This window comes from Cupriavidus sp. MPR-AND1C, assembly GCF_058809705.1.
In genome coordinates this window covers 167,917-183,723 of sequence record NZ_JBXASU010000006.1, presented here as the reverse complement: position 1 = coordinate 183,723, position 15,807 = coordinate 167,917, and the positions used below count along the sequence as shown (strand labels likewise).

Genomic DNA, 15,807 nt, shown 5'->3' with positions numbered 1-15,807 from the left:
GGTTCATGTTCATGTGCGTTGGCTCCTGGCGGGTTATTCCTGGCGGGTTATTCGAGGGCGGCGCCGCTCGACTTGACAAGGGCGGCCCAGGCGCGGACGTCGTCCTGCATCTGGGCGGCAAAGACAGCGCGCGGCTGCGGGGTGAAACGCATGCCCAGCGTGGCGGCCTGCGCCTGCATGGCGGGCTCGGCCATGATGGCGTCGACCGCGCGCTCAAGGCGATCGAGGATGGGAGCCGGCGTGCGGGCCGGCGCGAACAGCGCGTACCAGCTGTCGATGCGAAACGGCACGCCGGACTCGGCGAAGGTGGGCACATCGGGCAGCGCCACCGAGCGCTCCGAGCCGGTCACCGCCAGCGCCCGGACCTTGCCGCTGCGGATCAACGGCAAGGTGCCGGCCAGGTCCGACATGGCCACCGGCAGCGTGCCGCCCATCACATCGGTCAGCATCGGGCTCACGCCTTTGTAGGGAATGTGGCGCAGATGGATGCCGCTGATGACGTTGAGGCTCTCGCCGGCCAGGTGGCCGCCCGAGCCGGGGCCCCAGGAGCCATAGGTGAGGTCGGCGCCTGGACGCCTGGCGGCTGCGATCAGCGCCGGCAGGTCCTTGCCCGTGAACGCCGGGCCCGCCACCAGCACGTTGCCGCCGTAGGCCAGCCGGCCCACCGGCACAAAATCGCGCACGGGATCGTAGGGCAGCCGGGGGAAGATCGCCGGCGCGATGGCATGCGTGGCGGAGATGCCGAGCAACAGTGTGTAGCCGTCCGGCGCGGCGCGCGCCACCTGGGCCGAGCCGATGGTGCCGGTGGCGCCCGCCACGTTTTCCACCAGCACGGTGCCGCCCAGCGCGGTCGACAGCCTGGCGGCCACCAGCCGCCCGATGACGTCGGTGCCGCCGCCCGGCGGAAAGGGCACCACCAGGCGGATCGGCTTGTCAGGATATTTCGTGGCTTGCGGTGGTGCGGCGTGCGCCGGTGTGGCGGCCAGCGCCGTCAGCACCGTCATCACCGCGGCGGCGAGTGCGCCCGCCGCCGGCGCGCGCGCGGTCCTTGCAGCTTGCAAATGCATGATGGTTGTCTCCAGTTGTGGTTCCCCATCCGCGCGTCCGGTCTGTGCCGGTATCGGGTTGCGCGGCAGGGTCAAGCTTGCTTGCTACGCCATCGCGGTCATGCCCCCGATCCGCCCGCTGGCAGCAAGGTGATCACGGCGTCCGCCGCCACTGCGCCATCGGCACCGATGATGAATGGGTTGATCTCCAGCGTGTCGAGCCGGGGACCCAGTGCCGCGGCCAGCTTCGACACACGCACCAGCAAGTCGGCAGCCTGTGCCAGCGGCAGCACCGGGTTGCCGCGATGGCCGGCAAACAGTACCGCCGCGCGGCTGCGCTCGAGCATGGCGCGGGCGCGCTCGGGCGACAACGGCGCCAGGCCAAAGGCCATCTGCCGGAAGATCTCCACCGCGGTGCCGCCGATGCCGGCCAGCACCACCAACCCGAACACCGGGTCGCGCCGCACGCCCACCATCAGCTCGCCCCAGCCGCGCACCATGCGGGCCACCAGCACGCCCTCGAAGGGCAGGCTGGCATCGGCCCGGGCCAGCGCCGCCTGCATCGCGGCAAAGGCCTTGCGCACCGCGGCGTCGTCCGTCAGGTTGAGCGCCACGCCGCCTGCGTCGCTCTTGTGCAGCACCTGTGCCGAGCACAGCTTTACCGCCACCGGGTAGCCGATGCGCTGCGCCAGCGCCACGGCTTCATCGGCGTCGCGCGCGAGTCCGTGCACGGCCACCGGCACGCCGGCGTCCGCCAGCAGTCGCATGGCGTCGAACTCGGACAGCGCGCTGGCATCGTCCGGCACATCACGCAGGAGCGCGCCGACTGGCGCGGCGGCCTCGGCAACCGGCACGCTCGCGGCGGCTTCCCATGCTGCCGCGCGGGCCAGCGCGGCCACGGCCTCGATGGCGTGGGCCGGTTCGCGGAACACCAGGCAGCCATGCGCTTCCAGCCATGCCCGCTTGTCGTCGTCGACCACGCCGGAAAGCAGCAGCGGCGCGGCGCGCTTGTCCTCATGCAGCGCGCCGATGGTGCGCTGCAGTTCTTCCCACAAGCGCGGCGCGTTGGCGCCACCGGCAAGGAAGGCCACCACGCTGCCGTACTCGCCGCAGGTGGCCACCCCGGCCATCGCGTCGAGCAGCACGGCGGGCTGGGCCACCACCTGCCCCGTCACATCGATCGGGTTGGCGGTGCTGGCAAAGGGAATGCTCGCACGCAGCGCCTTGGCGGCTGCCGCGGGCATGGGCGGCATGGGCATGCCAAGCTCTTCGGCGCGATCGGCCATCATGATGCCGACGCCGCCGGACACGGTGACGATGGCCACCGGCGCCACCGCATCGGCCATCAACCCGCTCGGGCTGTGCCAGCGCGCCGGCCGGCGCCCGCGTGACAGCGTGTAGCCAAGGCGGAAGAAGTCCTCGATCGTATGGGCGCGATGCACGCCGTACTCATCGAACACCGCCTGATACACCGCATCTTCTCCTGCCAGGCTGGCCGTGTGCGACTGCGCCGAACGCGCGCCTGCCTCGGTGGTGCCCACCTTGGTGATCACCACCGGCTTGCCGGCGGCACGCGCGGCGGCCAGCGCCTGGCGCAAGCGCGCGCCATCGCGGCAGCCCTCCATATAAGCCAGGATCACGCGGGTATCTTTGTCCTGCGCCATCCACTCGATCACATCGGCCACCTGCAGGCCGGCCTCGTTGCCAGTGGTCACCCAATGGCTCAGGCCCAGCCCGGCCTCGCGCGCCAGCGCAAAGGCGTAGGCGCCGAACGCGCCGCTCTGGCTGACCAGCCCCACGTCGCCCGCAGGCGGCACGCCAGTCAGCGGGATCGGCGAGAACGTGGCAAACATGCGCTCGCGCAGGTTCATCACGCCCAGGCAATTGGGGCCGAGCAGGGCCACGCCGTGGCGGCGCGCGCTCTCGGCCAGCGCCACTTGCATGGCCAGGCCCTCATCGCCCACTTCGGCAAAGCCCGAGGTGAAGAAGATCGCGGCGCGCGTGCCATTTCGCGCCAGTTGCGCCATCACGGATTCCGTCGCCACCGCCGGCACCGCCACGATGGCCAGGTCGACGGGCTGGCCAATGGCGGCCAGCGTCGCGCAGGCAGGCAAGCCCTGGATCTCGCTGGCGGTGGGATGCACGGGAAAAATGCGCCCGGCGTAGCCGAGCTCGCGCAGCAGGCGAATCGGCATGCCGCCCACCTTCTCGGGCTGCGTGGACGCGCCGATGACCGCGACCGAACGCGGTTTCAGCAGGAAATCTAGATCGGGCATGGCGTTGTCTCCGGATGGCCTTGAATGGCTTGTCTAGTTTTGCGCCTGTGCCGGCGCTGTGTGTGGCTTCGTGCCGCTTCGTGTGGCTTCGCATGCCTTGCTCCGCCTGCCGGGCTATTGCCGCAGGCCCGTCATGGATTCGATGGTGCGGGTCATCTCCATCAGCAGCGGCGCGATCTTCTTTTCCAGCATGCCGCGCCGCATTTGCGAGCCGGCGATCGCGCAGTTGAACAGCAGGGGGCGGTTCAGGTAGACGATGCGCGAGTACACGCCCACGCCGTGCACGCCGCTGCCGGCGTCGCCTTCATTGATGGCAAAGCCACGCTTGGGGTAATGCGCCACGTTGTGGCAAATGGTGTCGTAGCAGGCGGCGTACTCCTGGGCGCGCTCGTGGCGCGCGGCCTGCATCAGTTGCTCGAACTCGCTCTTGGAAAGCGTGCACAGGAAGGCACGGCCCATCGCCGTGCTCAGCACCGAGCGCACCGCGCCCACGCCGGGGCGCGCCGCCGTGCCCTCGTGATGCGTGCAGCTCTGCAGGTAGGTCACGTCCAGCCGATGCGCCACGCCCATCGACACGGCGCCTTCGATACGATCCGCCAGCGCCTGCATCAGCGGGCGTGCCACATGACGCACCGGCAGCCCGGCCAGGTAGGGATAACCCAGGGCCAGCACCTGGGCGCCGACGAAATACTTGTCGAGCTTGGGGTCCCAATCCAGGTAGCCCAGCTCGAACAGCGTGCGGCAGATGCGCGACACCGTGGCGCGCGGCATCTGCAGGCGCTCGGCGAGCTCGCCGTTGCCAAGCGGACGGGACTCGTCGATGAAGCAGCGCAGCAAGGCAAAGCCCTTGGCCAGCAAGCCACCGAAGGACGGGTCCTCTTTCCTGCGCTCGGCTATGAATTGTTCGACCGGCGTGTTCATCTTGTCTCCTTGCACCGCAGTGTGGGCGGCGTCATTTTCTGTGTCAAAGAACGGAATGTATTTCCACATATTGGAAATGTAGACCGTTTCTTGACGAAACGCCGTGGTAACCATATGGTTCATAAAACCGAATCAGAATTCGCATACGGAATCAACATGCCCCTCTCGTCCTCTGCCGCGTCCCCCGCCAAGCCGTCCAAGGGGACTTCCGCATTCCCGACAGTAGCGACCCCGTCGATCCTGCAGCCACCGCGCCAGCGCCGCGCGCGCGAGACCGAGCAGGCTCTGCTGGACGCCGGCCGCGAGCTGCTCGCACAGCGGGATTTCTCCGCGGTGTCGGTTGCCCAGATTGCCTCCGCCTGCGAAGTGTCGGTCGGGGCCTTCTACGGCCGCTTCCGCGACAAGCAGGCGTTCTTCGAATCCCTGCGCGCGTTGGTGATGCAGGAAACCAGCGATTCCGTGGCGCGCTACCTGCGCGTGGAACGCTGGGAAGACGTGCCCACCGACGTGATGCTGGAAAAAATCATGCGCTACGTGGTGCTCGGCTGCCACGCCAACCGCGGCGTGATCAAGGCATCGCTCAAGCACGCCTCCGTCCGCCCGGAAGAGTGGCTGCCGCATCGCGAAAGCGGACAAGACGTGGTGGAACGCATGGTGGCGCTGCTGGTGCCGCGCATGCCGGTGCCGCCGGAGCAGGCGCAGATGCGCGTGCGCTTTGCCATGCAAGCCGTGTTCAGCATCGTGGTCAATGCCATCCTCAACGACGCCGGTCCGCTGCCGCTCGACGACGAACGGCTGCCCGGCGAGATGACCCGGCTGGTGGCCGGCTACCTGGCGCTGCCGGCCTGACGCCTTAACGTCACAACATCACAACATCACAACTGCACAACGCGCGGTCCCGCGCGTGGTTTCCCGCCGCAATCAAGCCTGACCCGATACCGGCGCGCGCATTCTGCCCGAAGCGCGCGCCGGATCCTATAAAAGCCCGAGGAGACAAATCATGACAATACGCAGCCCGTTCTGCGGGAAGGCGGCCGTCCTGCTGGCCTGCGCGTGCGCGGCACTGCTGCCGCTGGCAGCCCAGGCGCAAGCCAGCTATCCCGCCAAGCCCCTGCACCTGATCGTGCCCTACCCGGCCGGCGGCCTCACCGACACGCTCTCGCGCACGCTGGCCGAAGGCCTGGGCAAGCGGCTGGGACAAACCGTGGTAGTGGAGAACAAAGGCGGCGCCGGCGGCATCATCGGCACCGACTATGTGGCCAAGTCGGCGCCCGATGGCTACACGCTGCTGCTGACCATCCCCGGTCCCATCACCGCCAATCTCGCCCTCTACAAGAAGCTGCCCTACGATCCGCGCACCGACCTGCGCCAGGTGTCCGACATCGCCATGGCGCGCACTGTGCTGGCCGTCAACGGCACGCTGCCGGTGAAGACCGTGGCGGAACTGATCGCTTATGCCAGGAAGGAACCCGGCAAGCTGCGCATGGGTTCCTGGGGCCCGGGCACGCAGCCGCACACCATCCAGGCCTACCTCGACAAAACCTACGGCGTCGATATCCTGCACGTGCCGTATCGCGGCGAAGGCCCGATGGTGAGCGACCTGCTCGCCGGCCAGGTCAACATGACAGTTGGCTCGGTGACCTCGCTCAAGCAGCACTTCGCCAGCGGCAAGCTGCGAGCGCTGGCCGTCACCGGCACCCGGCGCGCCAAGGCCTTGCCCGACGTGCCAACCTTTGCCGAAGCCGGCTATCCCGACGAGCCGTACAAGCTGACCGGCCCCATCACGCTGCTGGTCCCGGCACGCACGCCCGGCGACATCGTCGAGCGCCTGGGCCGCGAGGTGAGCGCCCTGGTGAAGACGCCGCAGATCAGCCAGCGCATCGAGGACATGGGCGCGGAGCCGATCGGCAACCTGCCGGCCGACGCAGTGGCTGCCTACAAGGCCTACCTGCCGGGCGTGCTCAAGCTGACCGCGGACACCGGGGTGACGCTGGACTAAGGCTGGACTAAGGCTGGACTATGGCTTGGACTGACCCTGCCGCTGTGCAGCGGGATAATGCAGCGCGGCAATGACCGCTATGAATCCGGCGCGGCTTAGCTTGGCCGCCGCGGCCGGCACTCATACAATGGCTGCACCCCGCGCGGCGCTCCCGCGTTCGCGTGCCGATTCCCGTTTTACCGCTTCCCGGGTGCCCACCGGCGCCGACATCACGCATGGCAACGCTCTTCCTGGTACGGCACGGTCAAGCCTCGTTCGGCGCCGCCAACTACGACTGCCTCTCCGACACCGGCCGGCAACAGGCCCGCTGGCTGGGCGAGTACTTCCGCGAGCGCGGCGTCGCGTTCAAGCGGGTGGTTGCTGGTTCGCTGGTGCGCCAGCAGGACACCGCCCTGGAGATCCTGGCCGGCATGGGGGCCGGCGATGTGCCGGTCCAGACGAACATCGAAACCCACCTCGGCCTCAACGAATACGATGGCGAAGCGCTGTACCGCAGCCATACCGGCGGGGCGGATCATCGCGCGCACCAGAACGCTGACTACAACGACTACTGGCGCACATTCCGCGCGGCGTATCAGGCCTGGACGCTGGATCAACTGGTGGGCATGCCGGAATCATGGGCGGAGTTTGGCGGGCGGATCCGCGATAGCTTGCTGCATGCCACGCAAGGGGCTTCGCGGGAGGACGCGGTGTTGGTTGTCAGTTCCGGCGGGGCGATCGGACGGGCTACCGCGGATTTGCTGGGTGCGCCGGCGCAGACTGCGATCGAGTTGAATCTGCAGTTTCGGAATACGGCGTTTTGCGAGATTATTTCCGGGCGCGGGATGCAGCGATTGCTCAGTTTTAATAGTCTGCCGCATCTGGATCGGCTTGACCGGCGGGATGCCATTACGTTTGCTTGAGGTCCCGGGGGGGACAGGCCTGTTGTTGCTGCTGGGGGGACCGCGAAAAGCAGCGAAGCCCCCCCAGGAACCACAGCCCTACAACCCTACAGCCGCTCGACAATAGTCACATTCGCCATCCCCCCACCCTCGCACATCGTCTGCAACCCATACCGCTTCCCCTGCGCATGCAGCGCATGCACCAGCGTGGTCATCAGCTTAGCCCCCGATCCACCAAGCGGATGCCCCAGCGCAATCGCCCCGCCATTCACATTCATGCGCGCCGGATCGGCGCCCGTGGTCTGCAACCAGGCCAGCGGCACCGGCGCAAACGCTTCATTGATCTCGAACAGGTCGATATCGCCGATCTTCATGCCGGCCTTGTCCAGCGCCCGCAGCGTGGCCGGCAACGGCGCTTCCAGCATGATCACCGGATCATGGCCCAGCACCGACATATGGTGAATGCGTGCCAGCGGCTTGACGCCCAGCTTCTTCAGGCCGGCTTCGTTGACCACCATCAGCCCCGCCGCGCCGTCGCAGATCTGGCTGGCGCTGGCGGCGGTGACGGTGCCGCCTTCCTCGATCAGCTTGACGCTGGAGATGGATTCCAGGCTGGCTTCAAAGCGGATGCCTTCGTCCACCGTATGCAGCTCGCCGTTGGCGCTGCCGTCCGCGGCGCGCACGGCCACGGGCACGATCTCGTCCTTGAAGCGGCCGGCCTGCGTGGCGGCGATGGCGCGGCGGTGGCTTTCCAGCGCGTAGCGGTCCAGGTCGTCCCGCGTGAGGCCGTACTTGCGTGACATCATCTCGGCGCCGGTGAACTGGCTGAACTTCACACCGGGATAGCGTTCCTGCATGGCCGGACTCATCGAGCTGCCGAAGCCGTTCTTGAAGGGCAGCGTGGAGGGCAAGCCCATCGGCACGCGGGTCATGCTTTCCACGCCGGCGGCGATCACGATGTCCATGGTGCCGGACATCACCGCCTGCGCGGCGAAGTGCAGGGCTTGTTGCGACGAGCCGCACTGGCGGTCGACCGAGGTGCCGGGCACGCTTTGCGGCAGCTTCGAGGCCAGCACGGCGTTGCGCGCCACGTTGCCGGCCTGCTCGCCGGCCTGGCCGACGCAGCCCATGATCACGTCGTCGATCAGTGCCGGATCGGCGCCGCTGCGCGCAACCAGCGCATTCAGCACCTGCGCGGCGAGATCCGCCGGATGCCAGCCTGCCAGCTTGCCGCCCTTGCGCCCGCCCGCGGTGCGCGCGGCCGCTACGATGTATGCCTCTGCCATGTCGTCTCCTCTTGTCGTTCCGGGGCGAACCCGCCCGTAATGGCCGTGTCCCGGGAAGGGCACGGCCAAGCCTCGTTATCCTGTTGCGGATTCTGGCGCAGCAGCGGGGCGCCCGGCGTCGTCGGAAGCGACGATTGCGCGGCGCAGCCGACGCGCCAAGCGGCGGCGGCGCATCACGCGCGCGGCGTGAGCACCGAGAAGATGGCGGTGGCGCGCAGCAGGCAACGCTCCCCGGCCATCAGGCGGCAACCGCCGAAGCGCAGCCGGGAGCCCAGCTTGTCGAACTCGACGTGCGCCTCCACCCAGTCGCCCACCCGCGCGGCATCGAAGTAGTCCATGCTGAGGTTGACCGTCACCGCCGGCTGCTTGCGCTCAGTCTCCAGCGCCATCATCATGCCAATGGCGGTGTCGGCCAGCGTGGCCAGCATGCCGCCGTGCGGTATGCCAAGCGGGTTGAGGTGATGCGGCCCGATGCGGATGGCCACTACGCGCCGCGCCCGGTCCACGTAGATCTGTCCGAAGTTCTCGAGGAAGCCCTTGGCGCCGCGCAATGCGACAAAGCCCGGCGGCGGCGCCTCGGCCACATCGGATTGCCCCACGCCCGGGCCGGCATCGGAAAGTTGACTGGCTTGGGCCATGGCTGCGCCGCCTTATGCCGCGAAGTAGCGCGAGGCCACCCCGAGCTGCTCGCGGCATTCGGCCACCATGCGCTCGATCAGCTCGGCGCAGGTCGGGATGTCGTCGATCAGGCCCACGCACTGGCCGGCGCTGATGATTCCGCCGTCGGTCTCGCCGGCGGCGAGCGCGGCCTTGCCGCGTACGCCCGCCACCAGGTGCTTGACGTCCTCGAACTGGGCGCCGCCCGGCTGGCGCTCGATGGTGACGACCTCATCGGAGATGGCGTTCTTGAGCACGCGCGCGGTATTGTGCAGCGTGCGGAAGATCAGGTTGGTGTCGCGCTCGCTGGCGTCCACCAGGGCCTGCTTGACGTTGTGGTGGATCGGCGCCTCGCGCGTGGCGCAAAAGCGCGTGCCCATGTTGATGCCCTCCGCGCCCAGCACCAGTGCCGCCGCCATGCCGCGCCCGTCGGCAATGCCACCCGAGGCAATCACCGGAATGCCCAGCCGGCGCGCGGCCAGCGGGATCAGCACCATGCCCGGGACGTCGTCCTCGCCCGGGTGGCCCGCGCACTCGAAACCGTCGATGGACACCGCGTCCACGCCCAGGCGCTCGGCCGACATCGCATGGCGGATCGCCACGCACTTGTGGATCACCTTGATGCCGGCCGCCTTGGCGCGCGCGATATGCTCCTTGGGATTGTTGCCCGCCGTCTCCAGCACCTTGATGCCGCTTTCGATGATCACATCGAGGTAGCGGGCGTACGGCGGCGGGTTGATGGAGGGTAGCAGCGTCAGGTTGACGCCAAAGGGCTGGTCGGTCAGCTCGCGGGTGCGCCGGATCTCCGCGGCCAGCGCTTCCGGGGTGGGCTGGGTCAGCGCGGTGAGCACGCCAAGCCCGCCGGCGTTGGAGACCGCGGCGGCCATCTCGGCGTAGCCAACCCACTGCATGCCGCCCTGGATGATAGGGTAGCGGGTGCCCAGCAATTCGGTGATGCGCGTCTTCATGATGTTCCTTCTGGCTTCTGGTCTTTGTGTTCCATGCTCGGTCTTCTGCCTGGCTCAGGCCGCCAGGCGTCCTGGCGCCAGTCTACGGCGGCGCTGCCGTCCCTACCTCGTCGGATTCGACGATTGCAGGCGCCCGATTCTGCACTACCTTACCCACACCCATTTCGAGAGAGCCAAGGCCAGCCATGAGCACCCCGAACCCAGCCGTCCCCCCCAGCTTCGAGACCCTGCAATACGCCGTCGACAAGGGCGTCGCCACCATCACCCTGCACCGCCCGGAAAAGCTCAACGCCTTCACCCCGCGCATGATGCAGGACCTCATCGACGCCTTTGACGCCACCGACGCCGACGACGACGTCCGCGCGGTGATCGTCACCGGCTCCGGGCGCGCCTTCTGCGCCGGCGCCGACCTGTCCTCCGGCGGCTCCACCTTCGATTACGAGAAGCGCTACGGCGCCAGCCAGGAAGCCGCCCACCGCGATGGCGGCGGACGCGTGGCGCTGCGCATCTTCCGCAGCCTCAAGCCGGTCATCGCGGCGGTCAACGGGCCGGCGGTGGGCATCGGCGTGACCATGCAGTTGCCGATGGACATCCGCCTGGCCTCGACCGATGCCAAGTTCGGCTTCGTGTTCGCGCGCCGCGGCATCACGCCCGAGGCGGCATCGTCGTGGTTCCTGTCGCGCGTGGTGGGCATTTCCACCGCGCTGGAATGGTGCTACACCGGCCGCGTGTTCTCGGCGCAGGAGGCGCTGGAGCGCGGGCTGGTGCGCTCGCTGCACGCGCCCGAGGACCTGTTGCCGGCCGCGCAGGCGCTGGCCCGTGAGATCGCCGACAATGCCGCGCCGGTATCCGTCGCCATCTCGCGCCAGCTGATCTGGCGCATGGCCGGGGCCAGCCACCCGATGGAGGCGCACCGCCTGGACAGCCGCGCGATCCAGTCGCGCGGCCAGTCGGCCGACGTCAAGGAGGGCGTCAGCGCCTTCCTGGAAAAGCGCCCGGCCAGCTTCCCCGAGCGCGTGTCGCAGGACATGCCGGACTTCTTCGACTGGGGCAACGAGCCGCCCTTTATCTGATCCCCAAGGAGAACTGCGTGAAAGTCAGCATGGCAGTCCAGAGCCGCAAATCGGTGCGCGGCTTTCTTCCCACGCCGGTGCCGCCGGAGATCATCCGCGACGTGCTGGAGCAGGCCGCGCGCGCGCCATCGGGCGGCAACCTGCAGCCGTGGCACCTGCACGTGGTGGGCGGCGAGCCGCTGGCGCGGCTCAAGGCCACCATGCGCGAACGCGTCGCCGGCGCGCCCCGCGGCGAAGGGACCGAGTACGACGTCTACCCGCGCGAGCTGGTCTCGCCTTATCGCGAACGGCGCTTCCAGGTAGGCGAGGACCTCTATCGCTGCCTGGGCATCCCGCGCGAGAACAAGCCGGCGCGCCTTGCCCAGTTTGCCAATAACTTCACGTTCTTCGGCGCGCCGCTGGCGTTGTTCTGCACGGTGGACCGCCGCATGGGCCCGCCGCAATGGTCGGACCTGGGCATGTACCTGCAAACGGTGATGCTGCTGCTGCGCGAGCATGGACTGGACAGCTGCGCGCAAGAATGCTGGGCGATGTATCCGGAAACCATTGCGGGCTTTCTCTGCCTGCCCGCCGAACGCATGCTGTTTACCGGCATGGCGATCGGCTACGAGGATCCGGCGGCGGCGGTCAACCAGTTGCGCGCCACGCGCGCACCGCTGGGAGAGTTCACGGAGTTCATCGGCATCTGAGGCCCCTGCGGCAAGCGGTGGGCAGCGGTGGGCAGCGGCTTGCCACTATGCCGATTTCGTCGTCGCCGCTGGGGAAAGGCGACAAGCCGGCAGGGAGCGGTCATGCCACGCTGTAGGGGTCATCCACTCCTGGCCCCCTGGGCATTCCCGCCATGCCTGCGCACGCCCTGCCTTCCCCTGCACGCCCCACGGCGTCTTCACCGCCCGCTCCCCGCCGGATCAGGGTGATCGACTCCCACACCGGCGGCGAACCCACCCGGCTGGTCATCGACGGCTTCCCCGATCTCGGCCGCGCCAGCATGGCCGCGCGGCTGGACCGGCTCACGCGCGAGCACGACCGTTGGCGCGCCGCCACCGTGCTGGAGCCGCGCGGCAGCGACGTGATGGTAGGCGCGCTGCTGTGCCCGCCGGTTTCCGCCGATGCCTGCGCGGGCGTGATCTTCTTCAACAACAGCGGCTACCTGGGCATGTGCGGCCACGGCACCATCGGGCTGGTGGCCTCGCTGGCACATCTCGGGCGCATCGCGCCGGGGCGGCACCGGATCGATACGCCGGTGGGCACGGTGGAGGCCACGTTGCATGAAGACGGTTCGGTCGGCGTGCGCAATGTGCCCGCCTGGCGCTACCGGCATGCGGTAGCCGTCGACGTGCCGGGCCACGGCCCCGTCACCGGCGACATCGCCTGGGGCGGCAACTGGTTCTTCCTGACCGAATCCCATGGCCAGCGCATCGAGCGCGACAACCTCGATGCACTGACCGCGTTCGCGTGGGCCGTGCGGCAGGCACTCGAACGGGCGGGCATCGCGGCGCCGCACGGCGCGCCGGTCGACCATATCGAACTGTTCTGCACGCCCGACGGCGCCGATGACGCCGACAGCCGCAACTTCGTGCTGTGCCCGGGCAAGGCCTACGACCGCTCTCCCTGTGGCACCGGCACCAGCGCCAAGCTCGCCTGCCTGGCCGCGGACGGCAAGCTCGCGCCCGGCACACCCTGGCGCCAGGCCAGCGTGACCGGCAGCCGCTTCGTGGCGCACTATGCACCCGCCAATGAACCGGGCCACATCATCCCGACCGTGCATGGCCACGCCCATGTGTATGCCGAGGCCACGCTGCTGATCGCGCACGACGATCCCTTCGCCTGGGGCATCGGCGCCTGGGGTATCGGCGCCCGGGGTATCGGCACATGAGGCCCGCGCAGGCTTGCGGCGATGTCATCGTCATCGGCGCCGGGATCGTCGGCGCGGCCTGCGCCTTCGAACTGGCCGGGCACGGGCTGGATGTCTGCGTGCTGGACAGCCGCGCCGGCGGCGCCACCCATGCCGGCATGGGCCATCTGGTGATGATGGACGACACCGCGCCAGAACGCGACCTGTGCGCCTGCTCGCTCAGGCTCTGGCGGGAGCTCGCCCGCGACATGCCGCCTGGCTGCGCCTATCGCCAGTGCGGCACGCTGTGGGTGGCCGGCGATGCCGCGGAAATGGCGCTGGCCCGCCAGCGCCAGGACGCGCTGCGGGCGCAGGGCATCCCGTGCGCCATGCTGGATGGCGGCGAACTGGCGCGCCACGAGCCCATGCTGCGGCCGGGCCTGGCGGGAGCGCTCAAGGTCGCGGGTGACGCCATCGTCTACGCCCCGGCCGTGGCATCATGGCTGCTCGCGCAGAGGGCGTCGCGGATAAGCCTCCTGCACGCCACGGTGAGCGCGGTGGAGGCAAACCATGTCACCCTGGAAGACGGCAGGCGGCTCACCGCCGCCGCGGTCGTCGTCGCCAACGGCATCCAGGCCACGCAACTGCTGCCAGCGCTGCCGATCCGCGCCAGGAAGGGGCATCTCGTCATTACCGACCGCTACCCGGCCTGCGTGAACCATCAGCTGGTCGAACTCGGCTATGCCGCGAGCGCGCACCACAGCGACGGGATCTCGGTCGCCTTCAATGTGCAACCGCGCCCAACGGGCCAGTTGCTGATCGGCTCGTCGCGCCAGTTTGACAGCCTCGATGCCGCGGTGGACACCCAGGTGATGGCCCGCATGCTCCGGCGCGCCACCGCCTACCTGCCCGCCCTCGCCGACATGAACGCGATCCGCTGCTGGACCGGCTTTCGCGCCGCCACGCCCGACGGGCTGCCCATCGTCGGCGCCCACCCCGGACAGCCGGGCCTGTGGCTGGCGGTGGGCCACGAGGGCCTGGGCGTGACCACCGCGCCCGCCAGCGCGCGCCTGCTGGCGGCGCTGCTGCTGGGCCACCGGGCCCCGGTCGATCCGGCGCCTTTTTCCTTCAGCCGCTTCGCCGCAGCCACGCAGACCGCTCCTGGCCCCGGCAGGGAGAACAAGCATGAAACGCAACCGAGCCGGTAACCCGACTGTGAACGTCCTCCTGGATGGCAGTGCGCTGCGGGTGCCGGCGGGTATCTCCGTGGCGGCGGCCGTGGCCTATAGCGACCGGCCATTCACCCGCCGCGCCTGCGGCGGCGGGCCGCGCGCGCCGTTTTGCGGCATGGGCATTTGCCAGGAATGCCGCATGACCATCGACGCCCGGCGCCGGCTGGCGTGCCAGATCACGTGCCGGGAGGGCATGGTGCTGGAGCGCACGCCATGAGCCCGCAGCAATCCGGCATCGGCCAGGCACCGGCCTCTTGCCAGCGCCGCTACGACGTGCTGATCGTCGGCGCCGGGCCCGCGGGCATGGCGGCGGCGCGCGCGGCGGCCGCGAGCGGCTGCAGCGTCGCACTGATCGATGACAACCCGGCGCCCGGCGGGCAGATCTGGCGCGACGGGCCGGGCGGGCGGCTGCCATGGCAGGCGCGCAGCCTGCGCCACGCCATCGCCGCGCAAGACCGCATCGCGCTGTTCGCCTCGACGCGCGTCATCGCGGCGCCAGCGTCCCGCACGCTGCTGGTCGAGAACGACGAGAGCGCCATGCACCTGCAATTCCGCAACCTGATCCTGTGCACCGGTGCGCGCGAACTGCTGCTGCCTTTTCCCGGCTGGACCCTGCCCGGCGTGACCGGGGCGGGCGGGTTACAGGCTCTGGTCAAGGCGGGCACGCCGGTCAGGGGCGAGCGCATCGTCATAGCCGGCAGCGGGCCGCTGCTGCTGGCGGCGGCCGCCACGGCACGCCGGCACGGCGCGCACGTTGCACGCATTGCCGAACAGGCGCCGCTGTCACGCCTGACGCGTTTTGCCGGCGCGCTGTGGCGCTGGCCGTCCAAGGCGGCACAGGCGGTGGCGCTGCTCGATGGCCACTATCGGGCGAGCTCCCATGTGCTGGAGGCACTGGGTGAGGAGCGCCTGCAAGCAGTGCGCATCCGCCAGGGCGGGCGTACCGTGGCGCTTGCCTGCGACCGGCTGGCGTGCGGCTTCGGGCTGGTGCCGAATACCGGGCTGGCCGTGCTGCTGGGCTGCGCGCTCGACGCCGTATCGGATGCGATTGCCGTCGATGCGCTCCAGCGCACCGGCCTGCCTCACGTCTATGCGGCGGGCGAATGCACGGGTATCGGCGGCAGCGAGCTGGCCCTGATCGAAGGCAGGATCGCCGGCTACGCGGCCGCGGGCGCCGACGAGCGGGCCAGCGCGCTGACGGCGAAGCGCGCGCGCTGGCACGCGTTCGCGCAACGCGTGCGGACCGCTTTCGCGCTCGACCCTGTGCTTGGGACGCTGGCCCGCGCCGACACGCCGCTGTGCCGCTGCGAGGACGTGCCGCTATCGGCCATCCGTGCGCATCCGGATGCCTGGCAGGCCAGGATGCAGAGCCGCTGCGGCATGGGTGCCTGCCAGGGACGTGTCTGCGTCACGGCCGGGCGGCTCCTGTTCGGCTGGGCGCAGTCCACACCGCGCCCGCCGCTGTCTCCCGCCCGGATCGGCACCTTGATGCTGGACGAGAACGGGCGAAGCTGACAGGCTGCGCCAACGCCGCTTGAAATGACGACGGCCGTTACTCCCTCTCCCACAAGTGGGAGAGGGGAGAAGACCAACGGTCAATCCGTGAATCGACGCACCCGGAAATCCGACGAACT

The 15,807-nt window shown here is 69.3% G+C and carries 15 protein-coding genes; 9 read left to right on the top strand and 6 right to left on the bottom strand.

The genetic code is table 11. The annotated features are described in order from the left end of the window. Positions 1-47: 47 nt before the first annotated feature. The 3 genes from AC1RWI_RS06275 to AC1RWI_RS06265 form a co-directional block, all read right to left on the bottom strand. A complete protein-coding gene (locus AC1RWI_RS06275; protein ID WP_492865240.1) occupies positions 48-1,067 on the bottom strand; it encodes a Bug family tripartite tricarboxylate transporter substrate binding protein in 1,020 nt (339 codons plus the stop codon). A gap of 98 nt (positions 1,068-1,165) precedes the next feature. Continuing rightward, positions 1,166-3,322, bottom strand: coding sequence for an acetate--CoA ligase family protein (locus AC1RWI_RS06270; protein WP_492865238.1), 2,157 nt, complete (start codon positions 3,320-3,322; stop codon positions 1,166-1,168). Between the two features lie 114 nt (positions 3,323-3,436). After that, positions 3,437-4,243: an IclR family transcriptional regulator gene (locus tag AC1RWI_RS06265; RefSeq protein ID WP_492865236.1), complete on the bottom strand. Its 807-nt coding sequence runs from the start codon at positions 4,241-4,243 to the stop codon at positions 3,437-3,439. 156 nt (positions 4,244-4,399) lie between these two features. Between AC1RWI_RS06265 and AC1RWI_RS06260 the strand changes: the two genes are divergently transcribed. From AC1RWI_RS06260 to AC1RWI_RS06250, 3 genes are all read left to right on the top strand, one after another. Further along, complete coding sequence (locus AC1RWI_RS06260; protein WP_043357158.1) at positions 4,400-5,092, top strand: TetR/AcrR family transcriptional regulator; 693 nt, start codon at positions 4,400-4,402, stop codon at positions 5,090-5,092. A gap of 151 nt (positions 5,093-5,243) precedes the next feature. Next, a complete protein-coding gene (locus AC1RWI_RS06255) occupies positions 5,244-6,242 on the top strand; it encodes a Bug family tripartite tricarboxylate transporter substrate binding protein (RefSeq protein ID WP_043357160.1) in 999 nt (332 codons plus the stop codon). Between the two features lie 215 nt (positions 6,243-6,457). Then, on the top strand, positions 6,458-7,144 hold the full coding sequence (locus AC1RWI_RS06250) for a histidine phosphatase family protein (protein ID WP_043357162.1): 687 nt from the start codon (positions 6,458-6,460) through the stop codon (positions 7,142-7,144). Between the two features lie 86 nt (positions 7,145-7,230). On the opposite strand, the gene AC1RWI_RS06245 is transcribed toward AC1RWI_RS06250, so the two are convergent. The 3 genes from AC1RWI_RS06245 to AC1RWI_RS06235 form a co-directional block, all read right to left on the bottom strand. Further along, complete coding sequence (locus AC1RWI_RS06245; protein ID WP_043357164.1) at positions 7,231-8,409, bottom strand: acetyl-CoA C-acetyltransferase; 1,179 nt, start codon at positions 8,407-8,409, stop codon at positions 7,231-7,233. Positions 8,410-8,582: 173 nt separating this feature from the next. Then, positions 8,583-9,047 (bottom strand): PaaI family thioesterase, encoded by a 465-nt coding sequence (locus AC1RWI_RS06240; RefSeq protein ID WP_043357166.1) that lies wholly within the window; start codon positions 9,045-9,047, stop codon positions 8,583-8,585. Positions 9,048-9,059: 12 nt separating this feature from the next. Beyond that, positions 9,060-10,034: an NAD(P)H-dependent flavin oxidoreductase gene (locus tag AC1RWI_RS06235; RefSeq protein ID WP_043357169.1), complete on the bottom strand. Its 975-nt coding sequence runs from the start codon at positions 10,032-10,034 to the stop codon at positions 9,060-9,062. Between the two features lie 185 nt (positions 10,035-10,219). Between AC1RWI_RS06235 and AC1RWI_RS06230 the strand changes: the two genes are divergently transcribed. The 6 genes from AC1RWI_RS06230 to AC1RWI_RS06205 all read left to right on the top strand — a co-directional run bounded on the left by AC1RWI_RS06230 (position 10,220) and on the right by AC1RWI_RS06205 (position 15,688). Continuing rightward, positions 10,220-11,107, top strand: a complete 888-nt coding sequence (locus AC1RWI_RS06230) for a crotonase/enoyl-CoA hydratase family protein (protein ID WP_492865232.1) — start codon at positions 10,220-10,222, stop codon at positions 11,105-11,107. A gap of 17 nt (positions 11,108-11,124) precedes the next feature. Then, complete coding sequence (locus AC1RWI_RS06225) at positions 11,125-11,796, top strand: nitroreductase (protein ID WP_492865230.1); 672 nt, start codon at positions 11,125-11,127, stop codon at positions 11,794-11,796. A gap of 152 nt (positions 11,797-11,948) precedes the next feature. After that, positions 11,949-12,983, top strand: a complete 1,035-nt coding sequence (locus AC1RWI_RS06220; RefSeq protein WP_492865228.1) for a 4-hydroxyproline epimerase — start codon at positions 11,949-11,951, stop codon at positions 12,981-12,983. Then, positions 12,980-14,149 (top strand): NAD(P)/FAD-dependent oxidoreductase, encoded by a 1,170-nt coding sequence (locus tag AC1RWI_RS06215; RefSeq protein WP_492865226.1) that lies wholly within the window; start codon positions 12,980-12,982, stop codon positions 14,147-14,149. Before AC1RWI_RS06220 ends, AC1RWI_RS06215 begins: the two co-directional genes overlap by 4 nt. Continuing rightward, the gene (locus tag AC1RWI_RS06210; protein WP_201777379.1) at positions 14,127-14,390 is read left to right on the top strand and encodes a 2Fe-2S iron-sulfur cluster-binding protein; all 264 of its coding nucleotides are present in this window, start codon (positions 14,127-14,129) and stop codon (positions 14,388-14,390) included. Before AC1RWI_RS06215 ends, AC1RWI_RS06210 begins: the two co-directional genes overlap by 23 nt. Then, on the top strand, positions 14,387-15,688 hold the full coding sequence (locus AC1RWI_RS06205) for an NAD(P)/FAD-dependent oxidoreductase (RefSeq protein WP_052495204.1): 1,302 nt from the start codon (positions 14,387-14,389) through the stop codon (positions 15,686-15,688). The genes AC1RWI_RS06210 and AC1RWI_RS06205 overlap by 4 nt, the downstream gene beginning before the upstream one ends. Positions 15,689-15,807: the final 119 nt, after the last annotated feature.

What these genes read in the sequence shown, in the direction of transcription:
- AC1RWI_RS06250 (WP_043357162.1), top strand. Translation starts at nt 6,458, where the DNA reads ATGGCAACGCTCTTCCTGGTACGGCACGGTCAAGCCTCGTTCGGCGCC.
- AC1RWI_RS06260 (WP_043357158.1), top strand. Translation starts at nt 4,400, where the DNA reads ATGCCCCTCTCGTCCTCTGCCGCGTCCCCCGCCAAGCCGTCCAAGGGG.
- AC1RWI_RS06270 (WP_492865238.1), bottom strand. Translation starts at nt 3,322, where the DNA reads ATGCCCGATCTAGATTTCCTGCTGAAACCGCGTTCGGTCGCGGTCATC.
- AC1RWI_RS06210 (WP_201777379.1), top strand. Translation starts at nt 14,127, where the DNA reads ATGAAACGCAACCGAGCCGGTAACCCGACTGTGAACGTCCTCCTGGAT.
- AC1RWI_RS06215 (WP_492865226.1), top strand. Translation starts at nt 12,980, where the DNA reads ATGAGGCCCGCGCAGGCTTGCGGCGATGTCATCGTCATCGGCGCCGGG.
- AC1RWI_RS06275 (WP_492865240.1), bottom strand. Translation starts at nt 1,067, where the DNA reads ATGCATTTGCAAGCTGCAAGGACCGCGCGCGCGCCGGCGGCGGGCGCA.
- AC1RWI_RS06235 (WP_043357169.1), bottom strand. Translation starts at nt 10,034, where the DNA reads ATGAAGACGCGCATCACCGAATTGCTGGGCACCCGCTACCCTATCATC.
- AC1RWI_RS06265 (WP_492865236.1), bottom strand. Translation starts at nt 4,243, where the DNA reads ATGAACACGCCGGTCGAACAATTCATAGCCGAGCGCAGGAAAGAGGAC.
- AC1RWI_RS06240 (WP_043357166.1), bottom strand. Translation starts at nt 9,047, where the DNA reads ATGGCCCAAGCCAGTCAACTTTCCGATGCCGGCCCGGGCGTGGGGCAA.
- AC1RWI_RS06205 (WP_052495204.1), top strand. Translation starts at nt 14,387, where the DNA reads ATGAGCCCGCAGCAATCCGGCATCGGCCAGGCACCGGCCTCTTGCCAG.
- AC1RWI_RS06230 (WP_492865232.1), top strand. Translation starts at nt 10,220, where the DNA reads ATGAGCACCCCGAACCCAGCCGTCCCCCCCAGCTTCGAGACCCTGCAA.
- AC1RWI_RS06220 (WP_492865228.1), top strand. Translation starts at nt 11,949, where the DNA reads ATGCCTGCGCACGCCCTGCCTTCCCCTGCACGCCCCACGGCGTCTTCA.
- AC1RWI_RS06255 (WP_043357160.1), top strand. Translation starts at nt 5,244, where the DNA reads ATGACAATACGCAGCCCGTTCTGCGGGAAGGCGGCCGTCCTGCTGGCC.
- AC1RWI_RS06245 (WP_043357164.1), bottom strand. Translation starts at nt 8,409, where the DNA reads ATGGCAGAGGCATACATCGTAGCGGCCGCGCGCACCGCGGGCGGGCGC.